Source organism: Thalassoglobus sp., from assembly GCF_048270125.1.
Classification (GTDB): domain Bacteria; phylum Planctomycetota; class Planctomycetia; order Planctomycetales; family Planctomycetaceae; genus Thalassoglobus.
Genome location: NZ_JBLWTN010000050.1, coordinates 1 through 13689, shown reverse-complemented (window position 1 = coordinate 13689; position 13689 = coordinate 1). Strand labels below are relative to the sequence as shown.

6 protein-coding genes are annotated in these 13689 nt (G+C 50.2%); 4 read left to right on the top strand and 2 right to left on the bottom strand.

The genetic code is table 11. From position 1 onward, the window contains the following. The first annotated feature begins 117 nt into the window (after nt 1–117). The 4 genes from ACN0YR_RS24695 to ACN0YR_RS24680 all read left to right on the top strand — a co-directional run bounded on the left by ACN0YR_RS24695 (nt 118) and on the right by ACN0YR_RS24680 (nt 10086). Nucleotides 118–3264 carry a helicase-related protein gene (locus tag ACN0YR_RS24695; RefSeq protein ID WP_417851882.1) on the top strand — a complete coding sequence of 1049 codons (3147 nt, stop codon included), beginning with the start codon at nt 118–120 and terminating at the stop codon, nt 3262–3264. 270 nt (nt 3265–3534) lie between these two features. After that, nucleotides 3535–4548, top strand: coding sequence for an IS21 family transposase (istA, locus tag ACN0YR_RS24690; RefSeq protein WP_417851883.1), 1014 nt, complete (start codon nt 3535–3537; stop codon nt 4546–4548). 685 nt (nt 4549–5233) lie between these two features. Beyond that, nucleotides 5234–6874 (top strand): efflux RND transporter periplasmic adaptor subunit, encoded by a 1641-nt coding sequence (locus tag ACN0YR_RS24685; RefSeq protein WP_417851881.1) that lies wholly within the window; start codon nt 5234–5236, stop codon nt 6872–6874. Continuing rightward, complete coding sequence (locus ACN0YR_RS24680; protein ID WP_417851880.1) at nt 6871–10086, top strand: efflux RND transporter permease subunit; 3216 nt, start codon at nt 6871–6873, stop codon at nt 10084–10086. Before ACN0YR_RS24685 ends, ACN0YR_RS24680 begins: the two co-directional genes overlap by 4 nt. Before the next feature lie 281 nt (nt 10087–10367). Here ACN0YR_RS24680 and ACN0YR_RS24675 read toward each other — a convergent pair whose 3' ends face one another. Further along, nucleotides 10368–12728 carry a protein kinase domain-containing protein gene (locus tag ACN0YR_RS24675; RefSeq protein ID WP_417851879.1) on the bottom strand — a complete coding sequence of 787 codons (2361 nt, stop codon included), beginning with the start codon at nt 12726–12728 and terminating at the stop codon, nt 10368–10370. Nucleotides 12729–12919: 191 nt separating this feature from the next. Then, nucleotides 12920–13486, bottom strand: a complete 567-nt coding sequence (locus ACN0YR_RS24670; protein ID WP_417851878.1) for an ECF-type sigma factor — start codon at nt 13484–13486, stop codon at nt 12920–12922. Nucleotides 13487–13689 lie beyond the last annotated feature (203 nt).

Genomic DNA, 13689 nt, shown 5'->3' with positions numbered 1-13689 from the left:
AGTTCAGTCCCCAAGAATGTTTGAATTACATTCACTCCTGCGGCTACACTGCAAACCAAACCTGAAGATGCTCTAAAACGATTTGCGGCGAGCAAACCAGAATACCGACGCGAGTTAATGATCTTGGCCGATGAAGTCGGCTTGGGGAAGACGTACGTCGCGCTGGCTGTCGCTGTCTCTCTGTTGGATGCGATTCGTCAGGGCAAAACGCCGGACGGATTTTCTACCAAGAAACCAGTAGTGTTGGTATTAACACCATCAAATAATGCTCTCTTCAATAAATGGATGCGAGAGGCTGAAGCTTTTAAGAACGACTGTGCAATGAATCAAAATGACCTCGATTGGTTGGAGATTCGCTCGCCTGTTAAGGAATCCAGTAAGTCAGGCAATATGGTCGATTTGGCGCGCGAGGCTCGTAAGTCTACTCGTAAGAAGCCGATCCTCTTGATCGCAAAACATAGTGTGCTCGGAGCTGCTCTTCGAGATAAAGAAGAGTGGCGCAGGCGAGCGTTGGCAATCGTATTTAAAGTATTTAGTGTCCAACCGGAAGATCGGAAATGGTGGTGTCGACAAATCCTTGGAAGCGGAGCGAAGACGAAAGTTCCTGAACTGCTCGACCTACGCAAATCGAGCTTCCTGTGGGAGGACACGGATGCCATTTCCAAGAATCTCTTTCGTGCGTTTCAACGTGCCGCTAACGATGATCGCATGCACACTCAAATCGAACGACAGTTGTCTGAGTGGAATGCCGACCGCTTACAGGAATCGCTCGATGATCTCACAAGAAAGGCATTGGCAAGTGACCTTCCCTTACTCCCTTTGGTGGTCATCGACGAGTCTCACAATCTCAAAAACGAAACAGTTCAAAACCGGAAGCATCTAGAAAACCTTCTTTCAGGTCGTATCTGCCGTATGTTGGGGCTATCCGCCACGCCATTCCAGCTACGACAAGACGAGTTATTGAGCATTCTGAAGCTACGTCAGACTTTGGCTTTACCGAATGATCGGCATGAAGAGCTGGACAACTCAGTCAAAAAACTTTCCTCGGCGATGTCCAAGTCTCGTGTCTCAGGTGACGGATTTCGCCAACGCTGGCGTAAACTTCGTCTCTGCGATGAGTCTGCCATCAGGGAAAAGTGGGAATCGATCAAGCAGTGTGAGTCAGATTCCCAAGACGCTGAAGCGAACAGGGTTAATCCTGCAAGAATCGCATATGCATTAAAGGCTGCGTTAGAACTGGAAGACCTCAATCGCGATCTTCAAAGACACCTGCATCCATTCATCATTCGACACCAGCATGAACACAGTTACCGTAAACACTTTGTCGGACGTAACGCCGATGTGGGAAACAGAGATGGAGTTTTGCACTTTAACTGGGCGCCCGGAATGGAGGTTCGCGGGAAAGATGAGCTTGCTCAATATCTGATGATGCGGTCTGTCGCGTTAGCGAAAGATGAGAAAGGATTGCCAGGACTGGGAGCAGAGTTGACGGGTAGTTACCGTCATTTGGTCGAGACATCAGCAGTTTGGAGAAAACTGGCTAATGCGAAGAATCCATTGCTTCAAAAGTATCGAGTCGTTCTTAATAGCATTATTGGAAATCGCAGCGATGACTATGATCCAGATGAAGATCATAGAAAGGTCAGAGCAACGGCAAAACGCGCTTTGGAGTTTTTCAAAAAGGGACAGAAAACGCTCATTTTCTGCGTATATACTAAAACGGCAGACGCCGTTCGTGATCAGGTCGATCAGGAGATCAAAAAGTTTCTTGATGAAACACAACTCCGCGTGTTCGGGGAAGACAAGACTTTTGAGAACTTCCGCGGAAGGTTCTTTGATCGTCGCGGACCTTTATTTTCAATGATTCAAGACCATCCACTTATTGGAGATGTTGATGGTCAGCGGGGGATAAGTGAAACATTGAAGCTCAGGGCGAGTCACCTCAATAAGATTGCAGAGTTGCTAGTTGAACGGGGCGAACCCTCAACGGTAAATAAACCTGATCGACGACTTCTCCTAGCTGCCGCCGAGCATGTCGCGGTGAACGTATGGCGGGAGTCGAATGAAGGTAAAGGATGGTTGGAACAAGTACTGGGTAAATGTGAGGAACTTGGCGAGCGAATCGCCGATCCGATATGGCTGGAAGCTCGTGAACCGTTATCCCTTGGTAAAGGATCTGGTCATGAGCTGAAAACTCTGGACCCCGAAGCAGGTGACCCTTTGAACGTTGAGAATCTCGAAAGTCATGTTTCTTCGATGCCTGGAGTCGGACAAGCATCGAAGGAGCTGGAAGGTTGGGTCAATCGCCTTAAGAAAGATGCGATTGGAGAGGTCATCTATCCGTACTTTAAGACCGGTTTAATCACTCAACGTCCACGGCGGCTTCCACTTTTAGTAGAGCATCATGGACCAATGATGGCTAGCTTTAATCTTGCAACACGCGTTGTAGCAGGCCAAGTCTTTCGACGCATTCTCATGGCAAAGGAGTTTCTGCTTCGCTATCTGGCTGATGTCGAACGTGATAATACTGAACGATGGTCTGACTATTTGTCCGAAAGGTATGTAAAACCTCCTGAAGGGCATTTCGAAACATTGCAAGAACGCGTTCAAGCATATCTAGAAACCCTCGTCAGAGCCGGCAAGAATCAGGCACTGTTGTCCGGCTATCAAGCAGCCGCAACAAATCAGAACGTGGTCCAACTTGTGAAGGGAGGCATGGAACGGGATCGCTATTTCCTGGGTTTCAACACACCATATCGTCCAGAAGTGTTAGTGGCCACGTCGGTCGGTCAAGAGGGGATCGACCTGCATCGCGAATGTCGGCACGTCATTCATCACGACCTCTGTTGGAACCCTGCCACGATCGAACAACGGACCGGCCGCATCGACCGGATAGGCAGTAAGGTCGAACGTGAGCGTCTCGGTAAAAACGTCGAGAAGCAGCCTTCGCTAGAGATCGCAGTCCCGTACCTGGCAGCCACCTACGATGAAAGGATGTTCGAGGAGTTGTATCGTCGTGCGCAGTTATTCGAGGTGACGCTTGGCGGCGACATGAGAGTTGAGGGTCGCATCGAACAGGAACACGTCAAAGACGAGAAACGGAAGCGAGAGAAGGCCGGGATCGGCACGGAAGACGAGGACCTCGGCGAAGAAAGCGATGACACCGGCGCTGTCGACCTGCCGAAGGACATGGTTGAGCGGTTGCGAGTCGATTTGTCAGTTTGGAAATCAGCACCGGGATACGCTACAGATGGAAAACACTGATAAGGGACTGAAGATCACCGAGATCGCAGAGGCGCTGGGAACCAGCAAACGATCTGTACTCCGATACCTGTAGACACCGGTTAGAAAATGTAGCGCCTGCCGGGGGGATGTTTTCCGGAATGAAAGTGTAGCGCCCAGATGATCACTTGTTGTCAGGTGTTCAGCCTGTTGGTCTTTGACCAATTGTTTGACCTTCAGGCAGCGAGGGACGGGTGTTTACGAACATGCAGCGTTCATCGCCTGCCTTGAGACGCAGGACAGTGGGCGGAGATTCGCCGTCGTGTCCTGAACGGCGAGATCTGTAAGCGAGCTGCATGTCGTGAGCACGACATGCACTGGAAGACGCTGGAAAGAATCCTGACGTTCACCGAACCGCCGGGTTATCGGTTAAGCCAGCCTCGTGGTTCCAAGGTCGATCCCTTCTTACCGATCATCAAGGAGATCTTGGAGTCAGACAAGAAGGTTCATCGAAAGCAGCGGCATACAGCTCAGCGGATCTTTGAGCGACTTCGTGATGAACATGGCTACAACTGTGGCCTGACGATTGTTGCTGATGCTGTGCAGAGACTCCGACAGCAGAACAAAGAAGTGTTCCTTCCATTGTCCCATCCAGCAGGCGAAGCACAGGTCGATTTCGGTTTTGCCGATGTCCTGCTGAATGGTGAACTCACGAAGGTCGCTCTGTTCGTCATGACTCTCCCCTTGTCGGACGCCATCTGCATCCAGGGATTTCCCAGAGAGTGCACTGAATCCTTTCAGGAAGGGCACGTTCGAGCTTTTGAGTTCTTTGGTGGCGTTCCAACTCGCATCAGCTACGACAACAGTAAGGTCGCTGTCGGGAAAATTGTTGGCAACCGTGAACGCGAGGTCACCAAAGAGTTTCTCAGGCTCAAGAGCCATTATTTGTATGAAGACCACTTCTGTTTGGTGAGACGACCCAACGAGAAAGGCCACGTCGAACGTCTGTTGGACTTTGCCCGTCGTTCGTTTCTGGTGCCAATTCCACGTGTGGAGTCTTTGGAAGAGCTGAATGAAGAATTGCTGAGATGCTGCACGAAAGATCTTCGTCGCAGACTCCGGGGAAAGTCTGTTCCCAAGCAAGAGTTACTCAACGAGGAACAACAGCGATTCCTGTCCATTCCAGAAGAACAGTTTGAAGCCAAACGCTTGCAGACCGTCCATGCGAACTCATTGTCGCTGATCCGCTTTGATCGCAACAGCTATTCAGTTCCAATCTTCCAATCCTTGCAAGACACAGCGAGTGCAAGCATGCGTAGCAGATAGTCGTTGAGGTCCATCAGTCTCAATGGCGTCAGCACATGCCGTTCGACGAACCGATAGAAGCGTTTAGGGAAGGAGTCATTTGACGTTTTTCGAATCGATGTTCGGGTTCTACCTCGCGGCAGATCCTGCACACCAATCCGAAAGATGCGATAAAGCATGCTCACGGTGGGTCTGCAGTTATCTCGGTCCAGCTTTTTAGCCCCCGCTGACTAAATGGGACACTGTAAACTTATGCAAAACACAACCTGAAATCAACATAACCCGTTGGTACAAAACAATTAACGTCACACATGAAAACCTGTGGTGATCGCTAAGTCTCAGCGACTTCAAAATACAACCCTTCAATCCTCGCTGTGACAACAACTTGAATGACTCATACTTAAGCTGTTCAGCTTTCTGTCCCCTTGCGCTGTTTTCCAAAATATTCCCTCTTTCTGAACTTTTGTGGCCCCACCAAACAACGATTTACGCATTGCTTTAGAGGTCTCAACCATCTCTAGTTCGCACGGTGTTGCGTGGGGCGTTTTTTCCGTGGTGTTTCCACAGAGGACGATATCTCAATCATCGCTGCGGACATGATAGAACAAGTCCGGCTTCAGGATTTGTTCTCGTATTACTGGTTGGACCATGGACCGTTTTTCGTCTTCCGTTCTAAAGGTTGTTTTTTGTCAAAGCGAAACCACTCATGCCAGATTCAATCAATGAGAAACCGACTGAAATGATCGAGCCAACCGAGCAAAGACCTGTTGAATCGCGTCGAAGCAAGCTGAGTTGGGTCGTCAATTTCACAGTGTCCATCGCCATATTGAGTGGTTGTCTGTTTGGATACACGCTGTTGGGTGAGAGGAAACGCCCCGATCGAGCGAAGCCGGCGAAATCTTCAGTCATGGTCGTCAATACGCAATCGCTGGTTGAACACGAAGGGCCGGTGCGAATTCAATCCAACGGGGTCGTGGTTCCACTTCGTGAGATTCGACTGTCGACTGAGGTGGCTGGACGAATTATCGAACAATCGGAGCATCTTCGACCTGGAATTATGGTTGAGAAGGGCGAAGTGTTGATCCGGCTTGATCCAACCGAATACGAATTCGAAATCAGGAGGCTAGAAGCTCAAGTCGCTCAAGAAACGGCCGAAATTGCCTCGGTCGATGTGCTCATTGAAAACACAAAACAACTGCTACTACTTGCTGAGCAGCAAGTTGAGATTGTCAAAAGCGAGCAAACGCGTTTGGACTCGCTGGTCCAAAAACGGGCAGCTTCACTGTCGGATGTGGATATCCTGCAACGAGCCGAATTAACTGCGAAGTCTTCACTCGTTGAAATCGGAAATCGCGGTCGAGAATTGTTGGCCCAGAAAGAGTTAATCATTCAGAAGCAGGCGATGACAGATGTCCTCTTGGAACGTGCGAAACTTGACCTGGCTCGTTGTGTCGTAAGGTCTCCAATTCGCGGTCGCGTTGTCACTTCCTCTGTGGAGGTGGAATCTTTCGTTCCAGAGGGAACATCGTTTGTCACCATTGAAGATACCTCTGAGGTGGAAGTTCGTACAAACTTGACGGTCGATAAAATGGTATGGGTTTCGAGCAGTCTCGCCCCTCGCTCTGCGAACCAATCTGACTCAATGAGTGTGTCAGGCCGCGACGCTCACCTTCCACCAGTCCCTGCAACGATCAGCTATCAATTCGGCAACGACATTCATCGCTGGAGTGCCACTTTAATGCGAATCGACGGAGCGGGTGTCGATTTGCAGACGAGGACATACCCTTGTTTATTTCGCGTAAATACCGCAGACACTTCAGACTCGCTCGCTTCCCCTCTTCGCTTAACACGCGGGATGTTCGTCGCGGTTTCATTAGAAACGACTCCGAATCGCACACTGTATCGCGTATCAGAAACTGCGATTCGTCCGGGCAATCGTGTCTGGCTCAATGTAGATGAAAAATTACGTGTGATCCCGGTCACAATTGTGAGTCGACTGGAAGATTCAGTGGTCGTGGAATTATCACCAGGACCGAATCAACAGTTTTCATTGAACACTGCCAGTGTGATTGTTTCGCCGATTAGCGATCCTGCCGAAGGGATGCCAGTCGAAGAAGCCCCACGTCTCCCCCGCGGCAACCTTTCCAACAGCCAACAAGATTTAAGCTCTCCCGACTCGAACTCAAATGTTCAAGTGACCCTAAAGCCTCTTTCGAATTGGTGTACAGAGTCTGCCTCGTGGCGAACAGCAATTTTAATGCTGAAACGCGTTCTTCACGAGCACACGGTAGAGCGAACTGCTTTAATGGAACCTCAGACGGTGGCGCACCGAGGGGCAGGCGAATGAAGTCAATCGTCGACTGGGCTGTCAAAAACTGGCAAGCCATGAACGTGGTGATGCTCGGTGTCCTGTTGCTGGGAGCCTTTAGCCTCTCTCAATTGCGTCGCGACTTTTGGCCGGACTTCGAGCTGTACGTTTTAAACGTCTCGGTTGTTTACCCGGGAGCAAGCCCCGACGAAATCGAAAGTGGCGTTCTCGAAAAGATCGAAGAGGCAATCCGCACAGTTGATGGCATTGACGAAATGACATCGTACGCCCGAGAAGGTGTCGGCGTCGTAATGCTGGAACTTGACCCCGACGCAAAACAAGCGGACGCTCAACGTGTCTTAACTGAAGTGACCACTTTAATTGGTCAAATTCCCAGCTTTCCGGAGTTGGCAGAAAAACCAGACATCCGCTTGCAAACCAATTTCGTGACAGCGATTCGCGTCGCAGTGATGGGACCAAGAGAGCAGGACGGAGATAATTCCCCAGAGAAGAAAGCCGAATCTGCGCTGGCTCTGCGACGAGTTGCAGAGCACGTTCGCTTGGACATCCTTGCTTTACCATCGGTCTCAGTGGCAGATCTTGTCGGAACTCCCGGTTTTCAAATTGATATCGAAATCCCTGAAGAAAAATTGCGAGAATATAACTTGTCGCTGAAGAGCGTTGCCGAGATCGTTCGTGATAACAACGTTGAATTACCAGGTGGAACGCTCAGAGGTCGCTCTCAAGAAATCCTCTTACGTGGCAGCGACAAAAGCATTCTGGGCGATGGCATTGCAGAGATTCCTCTGGTCAGCGAACCGGGCGGTGTCGTTTTAACGGTTGGTGACTTGGGTTTAGTTCGCGATGAATTTTCGGTAGACGGTACGATTAATGAAGTGAATGGGCTCCCTGCGGTATTAGTATCGGTTGAGACAACGAGTGCGGACGATCTCATTCAAGTCTCCGACGACGTTCGCAAATACGTTTTGCAAGAACAGTCCAGCCTGCCCCCCGGTTACTCGATGCTCGCGATTCGAGATCGTTCGACCAGCGTGAAAAATCGGCTGAACATGCTGAGCAAGAATGCCTGGATGGGACTCGTTCTGGTCTTCATCGTCCTAGCGCTGTTCCTCGAAATGCGTTTAGCATGGTGGGTGATGCTGGGAATTCCCGTATCGCTTTTGGGAGCATGTATTTACATGTACTACGGTGGTCAAACGCTCAACATGACCTCCATGTTTGCATTCCTGATCGCGCTAGGTATTGTTGTCGATGATGCCATTGTGGTCGGTGAAAACATCTATGCGCACCGCGAGATGGGAAAAAGTTATCGGCAAGCTGCCATCGATGGAGCGACAGAAGTTATGCCGTCGATCGTTACCGCCGTATTAACAACCGTCATCGCGTTTGCTCCGATCATGTACATGGAAGGTCGTATCAAACGGCTCACTGTCGTGCTGCCGATGTGTGTCGGAGCAATGCTTTTGATCTCGATGTTTGAAAGTCTGACGATTCTGCCGTCTCACCTGTCACATCGCCGCAGTCGATTCCTGGATTCACTTTCTTACCTGTTACTTCCGCTACGTCCATTGGGATGGTTGTTAGAAAAAGCGAATGCTGGCATGACGCGGTTGCTCACCTGGGTGATCGAGGTCATCTATACTCCGGTTCTGCGAAGCTCACTTCGCCATCCCGCAATCGTGTTGTCAACACTTGCGGGTATGCTGATTCTGTCGGTCGGAATTGTTCGATCTGGCATGGTTCCATTTCTACTATTACCCAAAATTGACTTTGGCTTCATCTCCGTGCAGATCACCTATCCGGACGGGACCCCGGTGAATGTCACAGACGAAGCGACAAAGCGACTTGAAGATGCCATCTGGCGAGTCAACCAACGGTCCATCGACGAAAAGTTGACCAAAGATCCCGATGGTTTTGTTAAAGCAGTGCAGCGAACAGTCGGCTCTTCCGGAGATGAAGTAGGTGCCACGCCGACCAGTCATGTCGGTGGACTCTTTGTTCAACTCAACGATATCGGGGAACGAACAATCAACAGCGATGCCATCGTTCGTTTGTGGCGAGAAGAAGCTGGTCGCTTTCCCGGTGCGGAAGCTGTTGCCTTCGGAGCCACTCCTCGCGGCCCCGCCTCTTTACCAATTGAAATGCGTTTGATGGCGACCGGTGAAAACCTGGAACAACTGGACGAAGCAATCGATCGTTGCAAATCCAAGCTTGCCGAGTACCCGTACGTCTCGGATATTGCCACCGACACGCGAGCGGGCAAATGGGAATACCGCATTAAAGTCCGTGACGACGCCAAAGCTATGGGCGTTTCTCTGGCGGATGTTGCAGGAACAGTGCGAGCCTCGTACTACGGCGAAGAAGTGATGCGACTACAACGTGGTCGACATGAGGTCCCGCTGCGAGTTCGATATCCGCGAGAAGATCGCAACACATTGGTCAGCTTCGACGACATTCGCGTTCGTGGCGATGATCGAATCGAGCGCCCCTTGAGCGAAGTCGCTGAGGTCGATGTACAGCGTGGGTATTCTGAAATCCGCCGTGTGAACCAGATGCGAAGTATCGGTGTTGTCGCAGATGTCGATGAAACACGTGGCAATGCATTTAACGTTGTCTCGGATCTGAAAACAAACTTCGTTCCGGAGTTTGCTCAAGAGTTCCCGGGAGTGCAACTGCAGTGGGGAGGTCAACAAGAGCAAACCGACGAAACGGTCAGCAGCCTCACCGTCGGTTTTTTCTTCGTCATGGGAGCGATGTTCCTCTTGCTTACGATCCAGTTCAACTCCTGTCGACAGGCGATTTTAATTCTGTCCATCATTCCGTTTGGCTTTATCGGCGCCATCATCGGACACATAGTCATGGACATCGACCTCACGCTATTCAGTATCTTTGGAATCGTCGCGCTGGCAGGCGTCGTCGTGAACGACTCGATCGTCCTGGTCGATTTCATCAATCATCGAGTGGCAGATGGTTTAACAATCCAAGAAGCCATCATCGACGGCAGCCGTCGCCGTTTCCGAGCGGTGTTATTGACGTCAGTCACAACCGTAGTTGGCATGCTGCCAATCCTGCTTGAACGATCTAAAGAAGCCCAAATTGTCTCTCCTATGGCGACCAGCCTCACTTTTGGCCTGACATTCAGCACGCTCATCGTTCTCATCCTCGTCCCCGTGATGTATTTGATCATGGCCAAATACGCTCCACCACCCGAACAAGAATTGCCCCACTAAAGCATTTTCAATGCTTTTCGTGCCCGTGAAGTTCACTAACTTACCTTCATCGATTGGCTTCACGAGGCAGAACCCGAACACCTATTCGAAAGCTGGGACAGCGCAATTCCAATGCTTCTCGTGCTCGTGAAGTTCACTGACTTGTCCTCATAGATTGGCCCCACAAGGCACAACATCAAGACCAACATTGGTTTAAGTTTGAAGTCACCGATGGGGAAATGCCTGCCAAAGATGCATCGGGATGATTGAGGAGCTGATCATTCTTATGAAAGGATTTCTCGTTAATCGTAAAGTGTGGCACTAGCTCGATCTTCCAGCGCTCGTAATCGAGGGTCGCCTGCAGGAGCAAAACCTGTCAGCAACAGTGAAGCCTCTCGATAAAGCAGCTTCACTTCAATCAAATCAAACCAGGGGAATGGGATCGTGCCTACTGGGCCATTCACCATTTGGTCTGTCCAAACATCAATGGACTGAACTGACAGCTCAAATGCTTCATGGGCTTTTTCTGCCTGCCCGTTGCGATGATAGGACATCGCCAACACAGGATTGGCTATGCCTCTCGCTTTCCAGCCTTTGTCTTCCAAAGCTTGCTTGAGCAATTTGATGGCTGCTTCGTAGTTTCCAGCCCGATAGTTTGCCACACCTGCCACATAGGCAATTGCGCCAAGTGGATGATTTGTCCTTCGTTCAGCACCAATTCGAATTGGCCGACCGCTTAATCGATCAAATTTCCGTGGATCATGTCGATCTATCGAACTCGGAAAGCCATTCTGATCGGGGCGGAGTCGTGGTTCTTTCATTGCAACTTTCAACAACTCTTCAGTTTCGTCAACCAGAATCTGCGGATCAATGACAGGTGACTGTGCCATTACGAAACTTCGAATGGCTGCGATCGATGCGTTTTCAGAACCATGTTCTCTAAGTTGCAACATGCTCTGGCAGTATTTGCGATAACCTTCGTTGTCCTCCGTATATAGAAACAACTGAGCAATCCCCCAGTTCGCAGGATTATCTGCGGGAACACCCAGGTCCAATGCTTTTGAAAAATCATTAGCAGCCGCTTCCCACAGACCGACATCTGCCTGCAGGATCGCTCGTTCCAACCACGCATTATAATAATTCGGTTGAACCTCAATCGCTCGCGAATAGTCCTGATAGGCTGCTGACAAACGTCCCGCATCAGCATGAGCACGTCCACTCGTCACGAGGATACTGGCTTGTTTCAGTCGCTCAGAAAACTCTTCGATCTCCTGCCGTGCCACTGTCGCATCGTTTCTCGCAGTCACAGCTTTTTGAAGTGCAACCGTTGTCTCGTTGCGTGCACTCGTTGCTAACCACGCTTGCCAGATACTGACGCCAGTCCCTATCAACAGCGATGCTAGAACAAGTGACGCTGTCACGAGAACGCCTCGGTGACGCCGGGAGAACTTTCGCAGCTGATAAAAACGCGAAGGTGGTCGTGCTTCAATTGGTTCGTGGTTCACAAATCGCTGGACATCGACCGCCAGAGAGCCAGCCGATTCATAACGGCGACGACGGTCTTTCTCCATCGCTTTCATGGCGATCCAGTCCAGATCACCACGTACAAATCTAGGCAAGGCCTGTTCATGCTTGCGACGTTGTTGTTCAAGCGTTGAGTTGAGTCGACCAAGGGCAGTCAGTCGTTCGCTCGGTCGTGGAGGTTCTTCTTCACGAATGATTCGCCTGAGTTCGTCGTACGCTGCAGTGTTGAGGCGGTCACGATCGAAGGGTGTTGTGCCGGTCAATAACTCATAAAGCAGGACACCAAGTGAATAGACGTCGCTGCGTGTATCAACATCCAGACCGCTCATTTCCGCCTGTTCGGGACTCATGTAGAGTGGCGTTCCGATCATTGCCGTGAACCGGGTGTAAATCGTTTTGTCCGTCAGTTTTTGACCGATCGCTTTGGCAACTCCAAAGTCGATCACCTTCACCACCGGCGTCCCATCGTGAAGAGTCACCAAGACATTGGAAGGTTTAATATCGCGATGAATAACACCTTTCTGATGTGCGTGTTGAACCGCTTTACAGGCTGTAATGAACAGATTGAGTCGCGTCCGTATGTCCAACTTGTGCTCATCACAAAAATCGGTAATGGCGACGCCTCGAACAAGTTCCATCACGAAGAAAGGTCGTCTCGTTTCCGTGGTTCCAGCATCAAAGACCGCAGCGATATTCGGATGATCCATCATTGCTAATGCCTGTCGCTCTGCTTCAAATCGTGCGACGACTTCGCGAGAGTCCATGCCCGGTTTGAGAATCTTCAAAGCAACGCGACGTTTCACCGGGACCTGCTGCTCAGCGACGTAGACAATCCCGAAACCACCTTCCCCAATCTGCTCCATCAACCGGTATGAACCGATCACAGCCCCTTCCATTTCGGAATTCACAGGATTGACGATCAATGTTTTTCCGATCAAATCACCATCCTCAGGTCGCCACTCTGCGACAGGTGCATCAAGAAAAGCATCTGGTGTCTCGTGAGCTATCAACAATTCTTCGACTGCGACTCTTAATGAATGATTCCCTGCACAGGCCTTATTGAGATACCCGATCCTCTCTTCTTTGGATTCAATTTCGAGTGCTTGAAAGAAGATCGTTTTTTCTGACGATTCGGACATTGCATGAACTCGAACTGATGCACAGTGAACTTAGAAAGAGCGACACAATTAACAATGCGAAAACTGATCAATGACGGGGCCAAAAATATTCGCTATTCTGAAACTTCGAACCGCTTCCATTTCGACAATTCGGCAACTAGTAATGCTTCATCTGCCCTTCAGAAGTTCGAGACTGCCATCCATCAGAGGAATTACTTCTCTCCGCTCATCTCTCGTCTCAGCCACGCTCTGGCGTACGCCCAATTCCGCTTCGTAGTCCGTTCAGAAACTCCCAAAATCTTCGCTGTCTCTTCGACTGTCAGACCCGTGAAATATCGCAATTCAACCATCTGAGCCAGTTCCGGCTCTACGTTCGCCAACTTCGTCAGGGCCTCGTCCAATGCCAATAGAGACTCATAATCATCAGGGACTTGAACCGCATCTTCCTCCTGGAACTTTCGGCGTGACAGCTGACCTCCACGCTTCAAACTGTTCCGTCTGCGTGCATTGTCAATCAAGATGCGACGCATCGCCTCCGCGGCAGCTGCAAAGAAATGACCTCGGTTATCCCAACGAATATCCGCCTCATTCCCGATCAATCGTAAAAAGGCTTCGTGAACCAACGCCGTGGGCTGAATCGTTTGCCCGGCGGATTCCTGCTCCATCCGACTCGAAGCCAACTTTCGCAACTCGTCATAGACCAGAGGCAATAGTTGATTCGTCGCAAGAGGATCCCCCTCCTCAATACGATTCAAAATCTGGGTCACATCATTACGCATCAATTACCAGTCAAGCCAAAAATCAGCCAGAGAAACTCGTGCTTGCAACAATCGTTTGTAAATCACCAATTCCAGCCGGTCAATACAATATGCCCCCGAAACGAGATGACAAATCACCCTCTGCATTTTAGAGCATCTTTCTTTTAGTTTTTCAGTAGATTTGAGGTGATTGGTGATTTAGTCTATTGGTTGTGTGGGGCTCG